This window comes from Paraburkholderia sp. J67 (assembly GCF_905220265.1).
In the GTDB taxonomy this organism is placed as follows: Bacteria; Pseudomonadota; Gammaproteobacteria; order Burkholderiales; family Burkholderiaceae; genus Paraburkholderia.
The window spans coordinates 918,261-937,584 of record NZ_CAJMZK010000001.1; the positions used below are offsets into that span (position 1 = coordinate 918,261).

A 19,324-nucleotide genomic window follows, 5' to 3' on the forward strand; every position below is an offset into this window, starting at 1 on the left:
ATCTGTTCGCTTTACTCGCCCATGAGCACACTTCGCATTTCCGGCGTCTCCAAGTCCTTCGACGGCCATCCCGTGCTGCACGACGTCCACCTCACGGTGAAGTCGGGTGCGCTCGTCGCCCTGCTCGGCCCGTCGGGCAGCGGCAAGACCACGCTGCTGCGCCTGCTGTGCGGCTTCGAGCGCGCCGATGCGGGCACGATCGAAATCGGCGGCCGTCGCGTGGCCGGCGACGCGCTGCATCTGCCATCGGAGCAGCGCCAGATCGGCTACGTGCCGCAGGAAGGTGCCTTGTTTCCGCATCTCTCGGTGGCCGAGAACATCGTCTTCGGTCTGCCGCGTGCGCAACGCCGCGCGGGTCATCGTGTGGCCGAACTGCTCGAACTCGTGGGCCTGCCGCAGTCGTATGCCAGCCGCGCACCGCAGCAGTTGTCCGGCGGCCAGCAGCAGCGCGTGGCGCTCGCGCGCGCGCTTGCCCCTTCGCCGGGTCTCGTGATGCTCGACGAGCCGTTCTCGTCGCTCGACGCAGCGTTGCGGGTGGAAACGCGCGAAGCCGTTGCGCGCGCGCTCGCGGCCGCGGGCGCGACCGCCGTTCTGGTCACCCACGATCAGGCCGAAGCGCTCTCGCTCGGCCATGAGGTGGCGGTGTTGTGGCGCGGGCGTCTCGTGCAGACGGCGGCGCCGCAGACGCTCTATCGCCGCCCCGTTACGCGCGAACTGGCCGCCTTCGTCGGCGAGGCCGTGCTGCTGCCGGGACGCGTGGCGGCAGGACGCGCGCATTGCGCGCTCGGCGCCTTGCCGCTCGCAGAAGGCGCGCGCCATGAAGACGGCGATGTGGATGTGATGCTGCGGCCCGAGCAGATCGACGTGTTCGCCCACGACGCGCTTCACGCACCGGACGCCCTCGAAGCGTTCGTGCGCGAGGTCACGTTCCAGGGCCAGGACGCTGCCGTCACGCTCGAACTGGCCGCCATGCCCGCAACGATCCGCGCGCGCGTGCCGGGCTATCGCACGCCGCGCACGGGCGAGCGCGTGCGCATCGCCGTGGGCGGCGAAGTCAGCGTTTATCCGCGCTGACGCTTGACCGACAAATCCTGCATCATCTGTTGTACGAAGTAATCGCAGGTTGGCCGGTTCGATTTCACGCTGCGTGCCACGACGATATCGAGCGGTTCGATCTTCGGCAAACCCTGCGCCTCGCCTAGCAGTTCGAAGCGCGCCGGCACGCTGCAGCGCGTGAGCGCCACCACCGCGATGCCGGCTTCCACCGTCGCCATCAGCCCCATCAGGCTCGCGCTGCTATACGCCGCGCGGTAGCGGATGCGCGCCGCATCGAGCGCCGCCACCGTATGCGCGCGCGCCACGCTGCCGTGCTCGTAGAGTCCCACCGGTAGCGGCGACATCGACAGCGGCGCGGGATCGTCCGGCGAGCCGACCCACACCATCTCCTCGCTACGCACGAATTCGCCGCGCAGCTTGCGGTCGCGCGTAACGAAGGCCACGTCGATCTTGTTGTCCGCCAGCATCGGGCCGAGCGCCACGCTCTGCGCGCAGACGATCTCGATCTCCACATGCGGATAGAGCGTCGAAAAGCGCCGCAATACCGGCGAGAGCAACGCGGCCATGTAGTCGTCGGGCGCACCGAGCACGACGCGCCCCGTCACCTCCGGCCGCACCAGCGCCGACCACGCCTCCCCCTGTAAATCGAGTGCGCGCCGCGCATATTCCAGCAGCGTATTGCCGGGCCGCGTGAGCGCGAGATTGCGCGTGTCGCGTACAAACAGCGTGGTGCCGAGCATCTGTTCCAACCGCTTGATCTGCATGCTCACGGCCGCCTGCGAGCGATGCACGGTCACGGCGGCCTTCGTGAAGCTGCCCGCGTCCGCCACGGCCGCGAAGGTGCGCAACAAGTCGAGATCGAACTCGGGGTTCATGATTTATCAGCTGCGTTGATGGAATTGTTCAATTTAATTCGTTTGCCGATACCCCGCAACTGACGAATACTGAGCCGGTTTTCAACGCGCTTTCGGCGTTGCTTCCGCGCTTTCCATCATGCCGACCATGCAAACAGATCTTCAAACCAGCCGCCGCCAGGGCGTCGCCATGCTTGCGGGCGGTGGCCTGCTGATGGGCACGATCGGCGTTTTCGTCGAGGAAGCGCATCTGGGCGCACTGACGCTCGTGTTCTTTCGCTGTTTGTTCGGCATGCTCGCGCTGGCCGTGTATTGCGCGTGGCGGGGTTGGCTCGCGCCACGTCAGCTCGCGCAGCAGTTCACGCGGCGCACTTTCGCGCTGGCCTTCGTGTCGGGCCTGCTGATGGTCACGCAATGGGTAGGCTTTTTCGATTCGATCCATCGCACCAGCATCGCAGTCGCGACGGTCGTATTCCATGTGCAGCCGTTCTGGGTCGTGCTGATCGGCGCGGCGCTCTTTCATGAGCGTCTGGGCGCGGACCGGCTGGGCTGGATCGCCATCGCGTTCGTGGGTCTGGTGCTGGCCTCGGGCGTGCTCGCGGAAAGCCAGGTGGCCGATCACACGCGCTATCTGATCGGGCTGGCCGAAGCGCTCGGCGGCTCCGTGCTCTATGCGAGCGTCACGCTGATCGCCAAGAGCCTGCGCGAGTTCCGCCCGCATCTGCTCACGCTCACGCAATGCGCAGTGGGCTCGGTGTGTCTGCCGCTCATCGCGCCTTTTGTTGCGCCGCTCGAACTCACGCACATTTCGGCCGTGCAATGGGGCTGGCTCGTGGGCATGGGCGTGCTGCACACGGGGCTGTCCTATGTGCTGATCTACGGCGCGCTGCCGAGGTTGGCGACGCCCGTGATTGCGGTGTTGTTGTTTGTCTATCCGCTCACGGCCATCGCCGTCGATGCGATCGTCTATGGCCGCGCGCTAAGCCTGTCGCAATGCGCGGGCATGGTGCTGATCGTGGCGGCGAGTCTGGGCGTGAATCTGGGTTGGCGTTTGTTGCCGCCTGGGCTTGCGCTCAAGCGGCGCTAAAGCAGTCGTGCAGGCGCAGGCCTGCACGACACGTCATCACACGGGCAGCGTCTCGCCCTTGGTCTCCGGCGCGAACGGGATGATGAGCAGCCCGAGCACGAATGCAATCGCCGTGAGCGCGACCGGTACGCCCAGCGTGTGCATATGCAGCACCGCAGCGCCCAGCAGGAAGTTCACGCCCGCCCCCACGAAGCGCCCGAACGACGTGCAGAACGCGAAGGCCGTCGCCCGCACACGCGTCTCGAACTGCTCGGGCAGCCACAGGCTGAAAAGCGCGAAGTTGCCGCCGAAGAAACCCAGCACGAACAGGATCGCGATAAACGGCACCAGCCCGTTTTGCAGGTAATAGGCCCAGCCGAAGCTGGCCGCGATCGTCACGGCCATCCCCGCGAAATACACGGCGAGCGTCCAGCGCCGGCCAATGCGTTCGGCCATTGGAGGCAACGCGAGGCAACCGAGGATCGTGCCGATCGACAGGATGCCGGTCGCAATCGACGCCGTGCGGATCGCCTCGGCCTTGCTGGCGCCCGCCCGCGTCGCGAGTTGGATCACCGCCGACGGCTCATACACCGCACCCGCCCACAACCCGATGATCGCAATCGTCAGCAACGCGCAGGCCACCACCGTGCGCTTGCGATAAGCACTACCGAAGATCTCGCGCAGTGGGCTCACGCGACGAGCGAGGCTCGCTTCCGCCTTCTTCCACGTAGCCGGTTCTTCAACCCGCGTGAGCACGAGAATCGCCACGACCACGGGAATCGCGCCCGTCAGGAACATGGCTCGCCAGCCGAAGTGCACGCCCACCGTGTAGTTGAGCGCCGCCGCGATAAAGAAGCCCGTGTAATAGCCGGTTTGCAGATAGCCCGCGCCCATCTTGCGGCGATCTTCGGGCCAGGACTCCGCCACGTAGGTGCCCGCCAGCGCCCATTCGCCGCCGATCCCCACGCCCGCGAGAAAGCGATAGAAGCCCAGCGCCCACACGCTCTGCGCCGTGGCCGACAGCCCCGTGAAGATCGCGAACATGAAGATGGTGCCCGCCAGCACGCGCGTGCGCCCGAAGCGGTCGGCCATCGGCCCCCAGATGAAAGACAAGCCCCAGCCGACGAGGAACAACGCGAACAGAATCGAGCCCGCGAGGCCGATGTTCGACGGGGTGGCGGCGTAGCCTGATTTGGGCAGCAACTCGGCGAGCGCGGGCGTGAGCACAAGCGCATAGATGAACGAATCCATCCCATCGAGCGTCCACCCCGCCCATGCGCCCCAGAAGCCTGCGATCTGCGAGCGGTTGAGCGGCGTCTTGTGTACACGCCGCGCGGACCCGGTAATCGAATTCATGATGCTCCTCTCCTCCTGTCGGTCGGCGTCGTGCTCCGGCACGCGTACCGATCCCGTGCAACGTGGTTGCTTGAGCGCCGCGCCTGCGCCGGGTAGGCGCCGCGCGGCGTGGAATACGCAACGGCGCGATGCCGGTGCGCTTCGGAAGCCCGCTGTAAGGCAATCGCGAGCCGCCTGTTTCCTGACCCGTCTATGCTGTGTTGCGGGTTTGCGAGACTGTCAAAGTCGTCGTTTTATATATAATATTTGATCTCATGAGTAACGCAACGAATGGTTTTCCCCTGGAAGGCAGCGCGGCGTTGGCCTCGCGCACGGCATTGCCGGGCGTGGCCGCACCGCTCTCGCCGCCCACCAGCACCTCGCACGTGATCGCGGACGCCTTGCGCACCGCCATCGTCGAGGGCACGCTCGCGCCCGGCGCGCCGCTGCGCCAGGACGCCATCGCGCGTCATTTTTCAGTGAGTGCAATTCCCGTGCGCGAGGCGCTGCGCCAGCTCGCGAGCGAAGGCTGGGCGCGCATCGAACTGAACAAGGGCGCGAGCGTCGCGCCGCTGTCGCGCGACGAAGCCCGCGAGATCTACGAGATCCGCTCCGCGCTGGAAAGCCTCGCGCTTGGTCTCGCGATTCCGAATCACACGGCCGCTTCGCTACGCGAAGTCAGCGCGCTGGCCAAGACCGGGTTGCACGAGACCGATCCGTCGCTTTACGTCGAACGCAACGAGGCCTTCCATATGAGCCTCTACGCGCCCGCTGGCCGCCCGCAACTCATGGAGATGCTGGCCACGCTGCATCGGCGTGGCGAGCGTTATCTGCGGTTGAAATTCGGCTTTCCCGCCTACAAGGGCGAGTCGGATGCCGAACATGCCGAAATCCTCGCCGCCGTGAAGCGCCGTGACATCCCCGCTGCCCAGGAGCTCGTCCGCGCGCACCTGCTGGGCACGGGCGAACTGATTTACCGTTTTCTGACCGAGCGCGACGCCGCGCAGCCCGCCGCGAAAAAGCGGCGCGCCGCCGATTCCTCCGCCTCTCCCGCCACACCCCGCTCCCGGAGCCGAACTCCCGATGAAGCCTCAAGCTGAAACGCCCGACCTCGCCCAGACCGCGCCGCGATCGTGGACTACGCGCCGCGACGAGAAAGCCCGCCGTCTCGCCGCCATTGCCGGCTGGCTCGAAGACGGCGTGCTGCCCACCGCGCGCACCACGGAGGCGCTCGAACTGCTGATCCGCCCGGGCGACCGCGTCGCCCTCGAAGGCGACAACCAGAAGCAGGCCGACTTTCTCTCGCGCTCGCTGGCCAAGGCCGATCCGGCGAAGCTCAACAACGTGCATCTGCTGATCTCGACCATCAATCGGCCCGAGCATCTGACGCTGTTCGAACGCGGCATCGCGCATCGCGTGGACTTTTCGTTCGCGGGTCCGCAGAGCCTGCGTGTGGCGCAACTGCTTGAGGACGGTCAGCTCGAAGTGGGCGCGATCCACACTTACGTAGAGCTGTACGCTCGCATGTTCGTCGACCTGATTCCGCAGGTCGCGTTGCTGTGCGCGGAGAAGGCCGACCGTCACGGCAATCTCTACACCGGCCCGAACACCGAGGACACGCCCACGATTGCCGAAGCCGCCGCATTTAGCCAGGGCATCGTCATCGTTCAGGTCAACGAAATTGTCGATGAACTGCCGCGTGTGGATATTCCCGGCTCGTGGGTCGACGTGGTCGTGCAGGCCGACCGCCCGTTCGCGGTCGAGCCGCTCTTCACGCGCGATCCGCGTCACATCGGCGATCTGCAGGTGCTGACGGCGATGATGACCATCAAGGGCATCTACGCGCCGTACAACATCACCTCGCTCAATCACGGCATCGGCTTCGACACGGCCGCAATCGAACTGCTGCTGCCGACTTACGGCGAATCGCTCGGCCTGCGCGGCAAGATCTGCCGCAACTGGACGCTCAATCCGCATCCCACGCTGATTCCCGCCATCGAGTCCGGCTGGGTCGAAAGCGTGCATTGCTTCGGCAGCGAAGTGGGCATGGAGGCGTATATCGCTGCGCGCCCCGACGTGTTCTTCACGGGCAGCGACGGCAGCCTGCGCTCGAACCGCGTGCTGTGCCAGCTCGCGGGCCAGTATGGTGTCGATCTCTTCATCGGCTCGACGCTCCAGATCGACGCCGACGCGAATTCGTCCACCGTCACGCGTGGGCGTCTCGCGGGTTTTGGCGGCGCGCCGAACATGGGCCACGATCCGCGCGGACGCCGCCATGCGAGCGAAGCCTGGCTCAAGCTGCTGCGCAAGACCGATCCGCAATCGTCCATCGCGCGCGGACAAAAACTCGTCGTGCAACTGGTGGAGACGTGGAAGAAAGGCGGCGAGCCGACCTTCGTCGATGAACTCGACGCCATTGCCGTGGGCGAAAAGAGCGGCATGCCGGTCGCGCCCGTGATGATCTACGGCGACGATGTGAGCCATGTCGTGACCGAAGAAGGCATCGCGCATCTGCACCGCGCGGAGGGTCTAGATGAGCGGCGCGCGGCGCTGGCGGCCGTGGCGGGCGTGACGCCCATCGGCCTGCGCGCGAAAGCGGAAAAGACCGAAGAACTGCGCCGGCGCGGCGTCGTGCAATTCCCCGAGGATCTGGCCATCCGCCGTGGCGACGCCAAGCGCTCGCTGCTCGCGGCGCGCAGCATCGACGATCTCGTCACGTGGTCGGGCGGTCTCTACACGCCGCCTGCACGTTTCCGCAGCTGGTAAGCGCGATGCAGACCATCGTATTCGACACACTCGCAGACGGCGCGGCACGGCACTATGCGTGTGAGCCCGCGCTGGGCCCCGAAGCGCAACTGGCGCGCTTCGCCCGCGACGCACTGATCGAGGAAGCGCGCCTCACGCCCAAGCCCGCGCTCGTGGATGCACGCGGCAGCGGCGCACACGTCGATCTCGACCTCGCGACGATGTTGCGCTCCGCCGACGCACTCGAACCGACGTTCGAAGCACTCGCACGCGCGTCGCGCGGCGCGACGCCGGGCAGCGCATTGCGCACCGATCTCGCGCGTATCGGCCGCGCAGGCGAAGCGGCGATGATGCGTGCCACCGGCGGCAGCAACGCGCATCGCGGCGCAATCTGGATCGTCGGCCTGCTGGTTGCGGGCGCAACGATCACGCACACGCCAACCGACGGCGCGAGTGCGCTCGCCCACGCCAATGCCATCGCCGATACCGCCGCGCAGATCGCCCGCTTCGACGACCGGCTGGCCGCGACCGCAGCGCCCAGCAACGGCGAGCGGGTGCGCCAGCGTTACAACGTGGGCGGCGCGCGGCGCGAAGCGCAGGACGGCTTTCCCCACGTGATGCGCGTAGGCCTGCCCGCGCTGCACGCAGCGCGCACTCACGGCCACGACGAAGCCACTGCGCGCGTCGATACGCTGCTCGCCATCATGGCCTCACTCGACGACACCTGCGTGCTGCATCGTGCGGGGCTTGCGGGCCGCGAGGCCGCGCAAGCCGGCGCGCAACGCGTGCGCGACGCGGGCGGCATCGCCACGCGCGCGGGCCGCGACGCATTCGACGCGCTCGAACGCACGCTGCTTGCGCTTAACGCATCGCCTGGCGGCGCGGCCGATCTGCTCGCCGCCACGCTCTTCATCGACAGACTGGTTCAGCACCGCATCGGCAAAAGGACGGTTTCATGGAACAACTGACATTCGACTATCCGGCGCAGCGCGCCGTGACGACGCGCGCCCATGTGGGCGTGGTGGGTTCGGGCGATCTCGAAGTGCTGCTACAGCCCGCCGCCGACATGCAGGCACGCGTGGTCGTGCATACGAGCGTGGACGGCTACAGCCATATCTGGAAGAGCGTGCTCGACCGTTTTTTCACGCGCTACGACGGCGCGGCGCTCATCGAGATCAATGACTTCGGCGCGACGCCTGGCGTCGTGGCGCTGCGCCTGGCGGAAGCCGTGGAGGCGACCGAGGATGGCGCACAAGGAGCGCAAGCATGAGCGCGCTGCCCAATACCACCGCGCTGCTGCGCGACAGCTTCATTGAACTCGGCGCGCGCGAACGCGCCGCCGCCCTGCTCGACAAGGGTAGCTTCCGCGAGTTGCTCGGGCCGTTCGATCGCATCGAATCGCCGTGGCTGCCGCTGCAAGGCATCGTCTGCCAGGCCGACGATGGCGCGGTGATCGCACGCGGCACCATCGACGGCGAACCGGCCGTGGTCTGCGCGATCGAATCGGCGTTCCAGGGCGGCAGTATCGGCGAAGTGTCGGGCAGCAAGATCGCCGCGGCGCTCGAACTCGCGCTGGCCGACTGCGAGCGCGGCAAGATCGTGCGTCCCGTCGTGCTGTTCGAAACGGGCGGCGTGCGCCTGCAGGAGGCGAATCTCGGCCTCGCCGTGATCTCCGAGATCCAGGCGGCCATCGTCGCACTACGTCGTCATGTGCCCGTGGTGGGCGTGATCGCGGGCATGGTGGGCTGCTTCGGCGGCATGTCGCTGGCCGCGGCGCTGTGCTCGTATCTCGTGATGACGAAGCAAGGACGCCTGGGCATGAACGGGCCGGAGGTGATCGAGCAGGAAGCGGGCATCGAGGAACTCGATGCAAGCGACCGCCGCCGCGTGTGGCAGTTGATTGGCGGCGAGCAGCGTGCGCGCACGGGTTTTGCCGATGCGCTCGTCGATGATGCCGTCGATGATGTGCGCGCAGCGGTGCAAGCCGCGTTCGTGCAAGGCGTGCCCGCTGCGCATCGCAGCGCACGCGTCGAAGCGACGCTCGCCAAACTCGCACAGATCGATCCCGCGAACGTCTCGCCCGAAACGATGCGCGACGTGTTCGCCGCGTCGCCGCTCAACATCCCCGGAGAAAAAGCATGAACGATACGACGCAAAGCCGGGGCGCACGTTGGCTGCGCGCGCTCGCGGGCGACAAGGTGCAAGGCGCCTGTGTGCAATACGCCGATGCGCCGCTCGACGGCGAGACCGCGCGCTTCATCGCTGTCGTGCCCGATGCGGATAACCGCTTCCCGCGTGCACGCGAAAATGTGGTCGGTCTCGAACAGGGCTGGCGTCTGGCGGAAGCCGTGCGCGCGGCAATCGACGAAGACGCCGCCAGCGGCGCGCGCCGTCCGATCATCGCCGTGGTGGACGTGAAGAGTCAGGCGTACGGCTTTCGCGAGGAAATGCTCGGTATTCATCTGGCCTGCGCGGCGGGTGTCGATGCGTACGCAAGCGCGCGGCTCGCGGGTCACCCCGTCGTGGCGCTAATCGTCGGTCCTGCGATGTCGGGCGCGTTCCTCGCACACGGCTATCAGGCCAACCGCATCGTCGCGATCGACGCGCCGGGCACGATGGTGCACGCGATGGGCAAGGAAGCCGCCGCGCGCGTGACGCGTCGCAGTGTCGAAGACCTCGACGCGCTCGGCGAGAAGATCGTGCCGATGTCCTACACGATGGCTTCGTTTGCGAAGCTCGGTTTGCTCGACGAGCTGATTCACGGCGTCGATGCCGATGCGCCGAGCGACGCGCAAATCACCCAGGTTCGCGATGTGCTCGCGCAGAAAGTGCGTGAGGCGCGCAGCGACAAGAGCGGGCTTTCGCATCGTCTTCAAGGTGAGGCGGCGCAGCGCACGCGTGCCGCTTCGATCGAAGTGCGCAAGCGTCTTGCGCAGCAGTGGGACGCCCGTTGATGCGTGTATGCGCCGCCCCGCCGTTCACCGCCGACGCGCCACGCGTGCATGAAGCGCGCTGGCGCGCGCACGATCTGCTGCGTGTTTCGCGCCTCGCGCCGGTGGACGGCGAGCCGGACTGGGTGCGCGACGCGTTCGCGCGAGCGCCCTTTGCCGTCGTGCGGCGCGCGCAAGCGGCGGCCGGTTTCGTCGCGGTGGGCGTGCGTGGTGTGACGCGCGCACAGCGCTTCGGGACGTGGATAAATGATGAGGATATCGAATCGTCCATTTCGCCCGAATCACTGCTTGATGTTGAGCCTTTAGCTAAGCATGCTGCGTTTCCCGCGCTCCTGGCGCTGGCGTCTCTGCGCGCCGAGGTCGGAGCGCTTCGCGAATTTGTATGGGGGCCAACGGGCAGCGCCGGTTTCGAACTCGCTACGCGAGCCTCCACGATCAGTGAATCCAGCGACCTGGACGTGCTGATCCGCATGCCCGAACGCTGCGATCAATCCACGATTCAAGCGCTTTACGACGCACTCGCCTTGACCGCGCAACGCAGCAATACGCGCGTCGATGCACAGATTGAAACGCCCACGGGCGGCGTCGCGCTCGCCGAACTCGCAGCGGGCAAGCCGCGCGTGCTCGTGCGTGCGAGCGACGGTGCACGCCTCGTCGCCGATCCCTGGGCAACGTTATGACGCTCGCCTGCCTTTTTCCCGGCCAGGGCGCGCAAAGCCCCGGATTTTTGCATCGGCTGCCCGAGCACGATGTCGTGCGCGCGACGCTCGACGAGGCCTCTGCAACGCTTGGCGTCGACGTGCTGACGCTCGACAGCGCGCAAGCCCTGCAATCGACCGTCGCGGTGCAGATCGGCCTCGTGGTGGCTGGGGTCGCCCACGCGCGTGCGCTCGCACATGAGGGCCTTACGCCGCAATTCAGCGCGGGGCTTTCGGTGGGCGCGTATCCCGCCGCCGTGTGCTGCGGAGCCCTCGCTTTCGACGACGCCCTGCGCATGGTGCGCAAGCGCGCCGAACTCATGGAGTCCGCCTGGCCGTCCGGCTATGGACTGACGGCGGTATCGGGCCTCACGGAGAGCCAGATCGAAGCGCTCGCCACCGCGCATGCGATGGATGGCAGCGAACGTGTCTATGTCGCCAACGTGAACGCGCCACGGCAGATCGTTATGGCGGGTGCCGATGCCGCGCTCGACGCTTTCGCCGCGCGCGTGCTCGCCGCAGGCGCGCGCAAGGCGCAGCGTCTCGCAGTCTCCGTTCCTTCGCATTGCGAACTATTGGCCGATGCTGCCAATCAGCTCGTAACCTGGTCGCGCGACATTCCGTTCCGCACGCCCGAGGGTGTCTACGTCGACAATCGCGGCGGCCGTCCGCTCTATAGCGGCGACGCCATCCGCGCCGATCTCGCCACCAATATGCGCTATACGGTGCGCTGGTTCGATGCGCTCACGGTCATGGTGGAATCGGGCGCAACGGTGCTGGTCGAAGCGCCGCCGGGCCAGGTGCTGACCGATATCGCCCGCGAACATTACCCGGACATTGCCGCACTGAGTGCCGCCACGCTCCCGCTCGATCGGCTAGTGGCGACGGTACGTCGACGGTTGGGCGAGGATTGACGAGCGAACGCGCTAAATTTCGAATTTGATTTTTATGCGCATAAAGTCTGATTTGATCTGTAGCACGTCGGCGCCAGGCGAAAAATTAAATTTCGCCCAAATTACAGCCAACACACGCCAATCGCATCACTTCTTCCGCAATTCCGGCATCACCACCCGAAACGTGAGATTGACGCGCTCGCCGCTCACCGCTGGCTCCTTCGGCACGCGATGCCGCCATTGCGCCTGCGTCTTGCCGCGCATCACGAGCAGACTGCCGCCGGAGAGCGGAAACGAGCGCGTCACGCCGCTAGCGGTGTGGCGCAGATCGAAGCGCCGTGTCGCGCCAAGGCTCAGCGAGGCGATGACGGGCTCAGGCCCCAGTTCGGGTTCGTGGTCGGCGTGCCAGCCCATGCTGTCAGCCCCGCCGCGATAGCGGTTGAGCAACACGCTGTTGAAGCGCACGTTGCAGAGCGCGGCAATGGCGTCTCGAAGCTCGGCCACGGCCGGCGTCCACGGTTGCGGCACGTTGCGGATACCGGAATAGATATAGACGGCGCCGGGATCGCCCTGCCACGCGGTCAGGCGCGGCTGGTCGACCCAGCCGCCCGGCGTGCGGATGCGCTCCTGACGCCAGTCCGTTTCGGCGACGATGCGCGCGAGGTAATCGGCGGCAGCGGCGGGCGTGAGCCACGCGGGATGCCAGTCGACGTCGGGTTGCGGGGTGTCGTCGAAGAGATCGAACATCGGGGACGCTTGCATGAAACCAGAGGCGAAAGAGCCAAAAGCGCAGTGTCGCACGCCTGCGTCACGGCAAACACGCTTCCGGCAATTCGCTTGCGCGCCGCGTCAGCTCAGGTCAAAAGCGCGACGTAGAACACCACGGCGCCGATCAACGCACCCACGAAGCAGAAGCCCTCGGGCGCGGCATCGGTGGTTTTCGAGCGTAGCCAGCCGCCCGCCACGCCGAACAAACCTGCGATACCTAGCGCGACGAACACCATCACCACATCGAATAGCGCGCTGCGGCCGATCTCGAGGATATCGACCTGTTTGACCGCGTAATACAGCACGATGGCCATGATCGAGAGCACGACAAGCGGCAGCATGACATGACTGCCCTCGTGCCCAACATGACGACCATGAAGCCCTTGTGCAACCGGCTTGGTAATTTTCATGACCCGTCTCCCCCAGAGCGCCCGAAACCGCACGGGCCTCGATTCGAGCATAGTCCACAGATTGAGTGGGTTCAATGAACGTTTAATAGCGCTCACTGCCCACGGGAAAATAGTGCTTCGCGTCCCATCATTTGGCAATCCAGGGTATGCCGCAGTGCGACACGCTTGCCGCGCAATGTCCCGCAAGCCTCGCGCAAGGCCGCTGCAAGCTGTAAGGGCGTGCAATGCCGCGCTGCGCAAACCCAGGCGTTCAAAGCGCAGATCCTGCCCGCTAGCCAGCCTGCGGCACGAAGTCTGCGCTCTCGCTAGAATGCATCGTGATTCGCGCGCGCCCTGCCGCTTCCAACGCGACTCGCGCCGTTTTCACCTCTTGCGTCCCTTGCGTTAGCGCCCGCCATGCCCCGACTTTCGTTTCTGGTCCGTTTTGTTTCCATCGGCGTGCTGCTGCATGCCTACGTCGGTTTCCGGCTCATTCCGGATCTGCCCGTGCCCGCGGCCGGCAAATGGCTCGCCATCCTCTGGCTCGTGCTTTCGGTGCTCGTGATCCCGCCGGGCCTGCTCGCGCGCCGCTTCGAGCGGCAGCCGCTCGGCGATCGCCTTGCGTGGATCGGCATGCTTGCGATGGGTTTCTTCTCGTCGCTGCTGATGCTCACGATCCTGCGCGATCTCGTGCTGGCCTCGCTCATGACCGTCGAATCTCTCTGGCCTGGCGTCGCGAATCTCGCCCACTGGCGCACGGGCAGCGCTGCAGCCGTGGTCGCACTCGCGTTCTGTTCGAGCGGCTTCGGCTTCTTCAACGCGCGGCGGCGCGCGCCGGTGCGCAACGTCGAAGTGCCGATCCGCAACCTGCCCGCCGCGCTCGACGGCTTCACGATCGTGCAGCTCAGCGATATTCACGTCGGGCCGACGATCAAGCACGATTACGTCGAAGCGATCGTACGCGCCGTAAACCAGCTCGACGCCGATGTGGTGGCGATCACCGGCGATGTGGTCGACGGCAGCGTGCAGCATCTGGCGAATCACACGGCGCCGCTCGGGCAGCTTGCCGCGCAACATGGCGTGTATCTGGTCACGGGCAACCACGAGTACTATTCCGGCGCGGACGCCTGGGTCGCCGAGTTCCGCCGGATCGGCCTCACGGTGCTGATGAACCAGCACGTGGTGATCGAGCATGACGGCGCGCGGCTCGTGCTTGCAGGTGTGACCGACTACACGGCGGGTCATTTCGATCCCTCGCATCGCAGCGATCCGCAAGGCGCGCTGCGCGGCGCACCCGACGATGTGAACACGCGCGTACTGCTCGCGCATCAGCCGCGCACCGCCCATGCCGCCGCCGACGCGGGCTATACGCTGCAACTTTCCGGCCACACGCACGGCGGCCAGATTTTCCCGTGGAATTTCATGGTGCGGTTGCAACAGCCGTTCACCGCGGGCCTCGAAAAGCTTGGCAGCCTGTGGGTCTACACGAGTCGCGGCACGGGCTATTGGGGCCCGCCGAAGCGTCTTGGCGCACCATCGGAAATCACGCGTGTGCGCCTTGTCGGCGCGCATTGATCGCCGTCCATATTCGTTGCGCCCGCATCGAATGCGTGCCGCCAGTGGCTTCGCACGCGAAGCCGTTATCATGCTCTGACTAGTCCTTGCCCGGAACCACAGGAATCCATCGCTCATGGACGGCAACAAGCATCTCCATCAGGCTGCGTTTTACCTGCTGCTCTTCGTCGTCTCTATCGCGCTGTGCTTCGTGCTCGCACCGTTTTTCAGCACCGTGCTGTGGGGCGCGATCCTCGCACTGATCTTCCAGCCTGTGCAACGCCGGCTCGTTGCGCGGCTCGGGCGGCGGCGCAATCTCGCGGCCTTGATCACGCTCACGATCTGCCTCGTGATTGTGATCTTCCCGCTCACGCTGGTGGCCGGCACGCTGATCCAGCAAGTGGGTTATGCCTATGCGCAGGTGCGCGCGGGCAGTCTCGACTTCGGCGCCTTCTTCAGCCAGATCGTGCATGCGTTGCCGCAGTCGGTGCAGAACGTACTCGCGCGCTACGATTTGATGGACCTGCCCGGCCTGCAACAGCGTCTATCGGCGGGCGCGGCGCAAATCAGCCAGTTCGTCGCGACGCGCGCGCTCAGCCTCGGGCAGAACACCGTGCAGTTCGTGGTGAGCTTCTGCGTGATGCTTTATCTGTTCTTCTTTCTCGTGCGCGACGGCCGGGAAATCTCGCGTCTGGTGCGCGATGCGATCCCGCTCGACGAATCGCACAAACAGCATCTGATCCGCAAGTTCACGACCGTGATCCGCGCGACGGTGAAGGGCAACGTGGTGGTGGCCGTCGTGCAGGGCACGCTCGGCTGGATCGCGCTCTGGGTGGTGGGCATTCAGGGCGCGCTGCTGTGGGGCTTCGTGATGATGCTGCTCTCGCTGCTGCCCGCGGTGGGCGCGGCGCTCGTGTGGCTGCCCGTGGCGATCTACTTCATTTCGACGGGCGTGCTGGTCAAGGGCATCGGCCTCGCGCTCTTTGGCGCGCTGGTGATCGGCACCGTGGATAACGTGTTGCGCCCCGTGCTGGTGGGCAAGGACACGCGCCTGCCCGACTGGGTCGTGCTGATCTCCACACTGGGTGGTATTTCGCTCATCGGTATCAACGGCTTCGTGATCGGGCCGCTGATTGCCGCGCTCTTTATCAGTTGCTGGGACCTGCTGCGGCGCGACCAGCACAATCTGGGCGAGGGTGTGGCCGCGCCCGACCCGGACGACGATCCGGTCTGACGCCTCAAACGCTTCAGACGCTCATGAGGAAACGTGCAGCGGCAAGCCCGCGCGCCCGCGGGGAGGCAGTTCGGGCAGGATCGGTTCGCTCACGCTCGCAACCCCGCCGCCCTGCGCAGCCACCGAAAAGCCGAACGTATTGATACCGTTGGCACTGCGCACGAATACGGTGCCGCCGTGCATCTCCGCCACCGCCTTGACGATGGACAGCCCCAGGCCGTGGTTCTCGTGGCTGTTCGAGCGCGCTTCCTGAATGCGATAGAAACGGTCGAAGATATGCTCGCGCACCTCCGGATCGAGTGGCGCACCCGGATTCGATACCGCGATCTCCACGTGTCCATCCTGCGGCGCGATGCTCACCTGCAAGAGCGTGCCAGGCGAGGAGTGCTGGATCGCGTTCACGAACAGATTGCTTACCGCGCGGCCGATCAGCGAGGTGTTGACCCACGCCCGCGCGTCGCCCTGCACTTCCACATTCAGTTGCGCCTCTTCGAGCGGCATCTCCAGGAACTCCAGCATGCGCTCGACTTCGCCGCGCAATGAGACCTCCGAGAGCTCGCTCGCACGCTCGCCGCGATCGCTGCGCGAGAGGAACAGCATGTCGTTGACGATCACGCGCAATCGTTCGAATTCCTCAAGATTCGATTGCATCGTCTGTTGCAACTGCTCGACCGAGCGATCGCGCGTGAGCGCTACCTGGGTCTGGCCGATCAAGATGCTGACCGGCGTGCGCAATTCATGCGCAACGTCCGCGTTGAACGATTCGAGCCGTTCGTAGGCTTTGTCCAGTCGCTCCAGCGCGCCGTTGAACGAAGTCGCGAGTTCATGCAGCTCTTCGGGCAACTCGCCCGAGTGCAAACGCTGACGACGGTTCGACGGACTCAGTTGCGCGGCCTCGCGCGAGAGCCGCGTAAGAGGCGCGAGTCCGAAGCGCGTGACCGCACGGCTCAGCAGCGCCACCGCGATCGTGGACAACGCGATCAGCACGCCCAACGCGATGCCGAAGCGCCGCAGCATGCTTTCCGTGCGCACGCAGTCGCTGGAAACCACCAGCTTGACCTCGGGACGGTCGCCGCTTGCGGGCACGGTCAGGCTCGTCACGATCACGTCGTACTGGCAACCGGGCGGTCGCACGAGTTGATGATTCGGCCCGACGTCGCCTGTGACCTTGCCTGCGATGGGCGCGCCAAAACGAAAGCGCGGATCGGGGCCTTCCACGTAGTAATGCATGCGGCTATCAGCGGGCGAGAGATCGCGTAGCTTTTCCTGCACAAAGGCCCACTTCTTCACGTCGGGGGCGTGCGAGACGATCAGCGCGGCGATGCGCGCGCGCGTGTCGAGCGTCTCGCGCAGTTCATTGAAGAGCTGGTTTTGCATCAGCAGAAACAGGCCCGTTCCCGTGAGCGTGAAGACGACCAGCGACACCGCTGCGAACATCGCGGACAGCCGCAGCGAGATCGAGCGCTTCATGACAACTGGCCTCCGTCCTCGCGAACTTCGAGCACATAGCCCATGCCGCGTATCGTGTGCAGCAACTTGGCCGCATGCGGGCCGTCAAGTTTCGCGCGCAAGCGCTTGATCGCCGTTTCCACCACGTTCGCGTTGCTTTCGAAGTTCACGTCCCAGACCAGTTCGGTGATGAGCGTCTTCGAAAGAATTTCGCCGCGCCGCCGTGCGAGCACCGAAAGCAGCTGGAATTCCTTCGCGGTGAGATCGAGGCGCACGCCGTCGCGCGTCGCGCGCCGGCTGATCAGATCCACCTGCAAGTCGCCTACGGAAATCAGCGTCGATTCCTGGGCGCGCGCCCGGCGCGTGAGCGCGCGCAGACGCTCGACCAGTTCGAGGAACGAGAACGGCTTGGTGAGATAGTCGTCGGCGCCGTCGCGCAGGCCGTGAACGCGGTCGTCCACGCGATCGCGCGCGGTCAGCATGATGACCGGCGTTTCCTTCTTCGCCCGCACCGCGCGCAATACGCCAAAGCCGTCGAGCTTGGGCAGCATCACGTCGAGCACGATCACGTCGAAGTCGTACTCGGTCGCCATCCACGCGCCCTCTTCGCCGTCCATCGCCACATCGACGATCCAGCCCTGTTCGCTCAAGCCGCTGCGCAGATAGTCCACGACTTTGCGTTCATCTTCGATAACCAGTACTTTCATCCCTGCCCTCCACTTCGTGCGCGGCGTCGTGGGCCGCGTCGAATCGTATTTGTCCTGCCGTCAGCCGCGTCCCGGCGCTGCTTCCTGCGTGCCCTGCTGCGTATCCTGCGCCCCGGGGGCACCCGGCGTACCAACCGCCGGCACTTCGCGGCAGGTGCCCATGCTACAGGCGAGCGAGCGTTCGTCCGCGCTCCAGCCGCCGCCCAGCGCCTTGGCAAGATATACCACCGTGGCCACCTGCTGTCCGTGAATCTGCACTTCCTGGCGCTCGCTGGCAAGCAATTGCTGTTCGGCGTTGAGCACGTCGATGAACGCCACGAGGCCGCCCTGATAGCGATCGTTGGCAAGATCGAAGGATTTGCGTGCGTCGTCCACGGCCGCCTGGCCGTCCGTCGAGGCGTTTTGCAGCACCGAGAGGCCCGTCACCGCATTTTGCACCTCCTGGAAGGCTGTGAGCACGGTCTGCCGATACGACGCCTGGGCCGACTCGTAGCCCGCCTGCGCGTAATCCACGCCCGCCGCGCGCTTGCCGCCATCGAACAGCACTTCGCCCGCGCTTGCGCCGAGCGACCACAACAGGCTGGGCGCCGAGAAGAGGTTGCTAAAGCGCGTGGACTCCCAGCCCAGCGTGGGCGAGAGCGTCACGTCCGGGAAATAGGCCGAACGCGCCACGCCGATCTGCGCATTGGCCGAAGCCATCGCGCGTTCTGCGGAAGCGACATCGGGGCGACGTTGCAGCAGTTCGCTCGGCAGCCCCGTGGGCAGCGCGGGCGTGGGCAACGGCGTGACGTGCGGCGCGAGCGCGAACTCGGGCGCGGGCTTGCCGATCAGCACGGCAATCGCGTGTTCATCCTGCTGCCGCTGGTTTTCGAGCAGATGCACCTGGGTCTTCGTGGCGTCGAGTTGCGCCTTCTGCTGCAACAGCGTGAGACCCGACACCGCCCCCAGATCGTGCTGCGCGACGACGAAGTCGAGCGCCTTCTGTTGCAGCGCCACCGAGCGGTTCACTACGTCGATTTCGTCGTCGAGTTCGCGCAGCGCGAAGTAATCGGTCGCGAGTTCGGCGGTGAGCACGAGGCGCGCGTTGGCGAGATCGTCGCCCGCTTCCTGCGCCGAGGCCTGCGCCGACTCCACCATGCGCCGAATGCGGCCGAACAGGTCCAGCTCGTAGCTGATGGTCGGCCCGACCTTGATGTCGTTCTGCACGGTCGACATATTGGGCGTCACGTAGGTCGTCTGCGGGCGGTTCGCGGAGATGCGCTCGCGCGCGATACTGCCGTCGAGCGAGACCTGCGGAGCCTGTTGCGACGACACCGAGCCGAGCGTCGCGCGCGCCTGCGCATAATGCGCGACGGCGACGCGCAGCGTCTGGTTGTCCGCCAGCGCCGCGTCTTCAAGACCGTTCAGTTCCGCGTTGCCGAACACCTTCCACCATTGCGGGTCGAGCGCCGCGTGCGAAGGCTGCGCCGAGTGCCAATAGGCGTCGGCGGGATCGACCTGCCAGGCGGCCGGGCTTGCCGTCTTCGGCGCCTGATAATCGGGGCCGACGGTACAGGCGGCGAGGCTCGCGATTGCGCACGCAAGCACCAGGCTGCGTGTGGACACCAACGGATAAAGCACGGCGC

General features: G+C 66.0%; 19 protein-coding genes. 12 read left to right on the forward strand and 7 right to left on the reverse strand.

The genetic code is table 11. From position 1 onward, the window contains the following. Window positions 1–21: 21 nt before the first annotated feature. Window positions 22–1,074 carry an ABC transporter ATP-binding protein gene (locus U5782_RS03885; RefSeq protein WP_322042472.1) on the forward strand — a complete coding sequence of 351 codons (1,053 nt, stop codon included), beginning with the start codon at window positions 22–24 and terminating at the stop codon, window positions 1,072–1,074. Here the strand turns inward: U5782_RS03885 and U5782_RS03890 are convergent. Then, window positions 1,062–1,931 (reverse strand): LysR substrate-binding domain-containing protein, encoded by an 870-nt coding sequence (locus tag U5782_RS03890; protein ID WP_322042473.1) that lies wholly within the window; start codon window positions 1,929–1,931, stop codon window positions 1,062–1,064. The two genes, U5782_RS03885 and U5782_RS03890, sit on opposite strands and share 13 nt — an antisense overlap. Before the next feature lie 127 nt (window positions 1,932–2,058). Between U5782_RS03890 and U5782_RS03895 the strand changes: the two genes are divergently transcribed. Continuing rightward, entirely contained in the window at window positions 2,059–2,997 is a 939-nt protein-coding gene (locus U5782_RS03895) for a DMT family transporter (RefSeq protein ID WP_322042474.1), read from the forward strand. A 36-nt stretch (window positions 2,998–3,033) separates the two neighbouring features. On the opposite strand, the gene U5782_RS03900 is transcribed toward U5782_RS03895, so the two are convergent. Continuing rightward, entirely contained in the window at window positions 3,034–4,332 is a 1,299-nt protein-coding gene (locus U5782_RS03900) for an MFS transporter (protein WP_322042475.1), read from the reverse strand. A 254-nt stretch (window positions 4,333–4,586) separates the two neighbouring features. On the opposite strand from U5782_RS03900, the gene U5782_RS03905 reads away from it, so the two are divergent. From U5782_RS03905 to mdcH, 8 genes are read left to right on the forward strand one after another with little or no spacing between them, the layout of a single operon-like run. Continuing rightward, a complete protein-coding gene (locus tag U5782_RS03905; RefSeq protein ID WP_322042476.1) occupies window positions 4,587–5,411 on the forward strand; it encodes a GntR family transcriptional regulator in 825 nt (274 codons plus the stop codon). Continuing rightward, on the forward strand, window positions 5,395–7,077 hold the full coding sequence (mdcA, locus tag U5782_RS03910; RefSeq protein WP_322042477.1) for a malonate decarboxylase subunit alpha: 1,683 nt from the start codon (window positions 5,395–5,397) through the stop codon (window positions 7,075–7,077). Before U5782_RS03905 ends, mdcA begins: the two co-directional genes overlap by 17 nt. 5 nt (window positions 7,078–7,082) lie before the next feature. Then, window positions 7,083–8,024, forward strand: coding sequence for a triphosphoribosyl-dephospho-CoA synthase (locus tag U5782_RS03915; protein WP_322042478.1), 942 nt, complete (start codon window positions 7,083–7,085; stop codon window positions 8,022–8,024). Then, a complete protein-coding gene (locus U5782_RS03920; protein ID WP_322042479.1) occupies window positions 8,012–8,326 on the forward strand; it encodes a malonate decarboxylase subunit delta in 315 nt (104 codons plus the stop codon). Before U5782_RS03915 ends, U5782_RS03920 begins: the two co-directional genes overlap by 13 nt. After that, window positions 8,323–9,198, forward strand: coding sequence for a biotin-independent malonate decarboxylase subunit beta (locus tag U5782_RS03925; protein ID WP_322042480.1), 876 nt, complete (start codon window positions 8,323–8,325; stop codon window positions 9,196–9,198). The genes U5782_RS03920 and U5782_RS03925 overlap by 4 nt, the downstream gene beginning before the upstream one ends. After that, the gene (mdcE, locus tag U5782_RS03930; RefSeq protein ID WP_322042481.1) at window positions 9,195–10,010 is read left to right on the forward strand and encodes a biotin-independent malonate decarboxylase subunit gamma; all 816 of its coding nucleotides are present in this window, start codon (window positions 9,195–9,197) and stop codon (window positions 10,008–10,010) included. Before U5782_RS03925 ends, mdcE begins: the two co-directional genes overlap by 4 nt. After that, complete coding sequence (locus U5782_RS03935; RefSeq protein WP_322042482.1) at window positions 10,010–10,687, forward strand: malonate decarboxylase holo-ACP synthase; 678 nt, start codon at window positions 10,010–10,012, stop codon at window positions 10,685–10,687. The genes mdcE and U5782_RS03935 overlap by 1 nt, the downstream gene beginning before the upstream one ends. Further along, on the forward strand, window positions 10,684–11,619 hold the full coding sequence (mdcH, locus tag U5782_RS03940; RefSeq protein WP_322042483.1) for a malonate decarboxylase subunit epsilon: 936 nt from the start codon (window positions 10,684–10,686) through the stop codon (window positions 11,617–11,619). Before U5782_RS03935 ends, mdcH begins: the two co-directional genes overlap by 4 nt. A gap of 126 nt (window positions 11,620–11,745) precedes the next feature. On the opposite strand, the gene U5782_RS03945 is transcribed toward mdcH, so the two are convergent. After that, window positions 11,746–12,345: an alpha-ketoglutarate-dependent dioxygenase AlkB family protein gene (locus tag U5782_RS03945; RefSeq protein WP_322042484.1), complete on the reverse strand. Its 600-nt coding sequence runs from the start codon at window positions 12,343–12,345 to the stop codon at window positions 11,746–11,748. Between the two features lie 107 nt (window positions 12,346–12,452). Further along, entirely contained in the window at window positions 12,453–12,776 is a 324-nt protein-coding gene (locus U5782_RS03950; RefSeq protein ID WP_322042485.1) for a hypothetical protein, read from the reverse strand. A gap of 396 nt (window positions 12,777–13,172) precedes the next feature. Here U5782_RS03950 and U5782_RS03955 point away from each other — a divergent pair, with 396 nt between their 5' ends. Together U5782_RS03955 and U5782_RS03960 are read left to right on the forward strand one after the other, a co-directional pair. After that, on the forward strand, window positions 13,173–14,330 hold the full coding sequence (locus tag U5782_RS03955) for a metallophosphoesterase (RefSeq protein WP_322042486.1): 1,158 nt from the start codon (window positions 13,173–13,175) through the stop codon (window positions 14,328–14,330). Window positions 14,331–14,445: 115 nt separating this feature from the next. Next, a complete protein-coding gene (locus U5782_RS03960; RefSeq protein ID WP_322042487.1) occupies window positions 14,446–15,543 on the forward strand; it encodes an AI-2E family transporter in 1,098 nt (365 codons plus the stop codon). Window positions 15,544–15,564: 21 nt separating this feature from the next. On the opposite strand, the gene U5782_RS03965 is transcribed toward U5782_RS03960, so the two are convergent. The 3 genes from U5782_RS03965 to U5782_RS03975 are packed head-to-tail and all read right to left on the reverse strand — an operon-like array spanning window position 15,565 to window position 19,307. Further along, window positions 15,565–17,013 (reverse strand): heavy metal sensor histidine kinase, encoded by a 1,449-nt coding sequence (locus U5782_RS03965; protein ID WP_322042488.1) that lies wholly within the window; start codon window positions 17,011–17,013, stop codon window positions 15,565–15,567. Next, window positions 17,010–17,699, reverse strand: a complete 690-nt coding sequence (locus U5782_RS03970) for a heavy metal response regulator transcription factor (RefSeq protein ID WP_322042489.1) — start codon at window positions 17,697–17,699, stop codon at window positions 17,010–17,012. The genes U5782_RS03965 and U5782_RS03970 overlap by 4 nt, the downstream gene beginning before the upstream one ends. 60 nt (window positions 17,700–17,759) lie before the next feature. After that, window positions 17,760–19,307, reverse strand: a complete 1,548-nt coding sequence (locus U5782_RS03975; protein WP_322042545.1) for an efflux transporter outer membrane subunit — start codon at window positions 19,305–19,307, stop codon at window positions 17,760–17,762. Window positions 19,308–19,324: the final 17 nt, after the last annotated feature.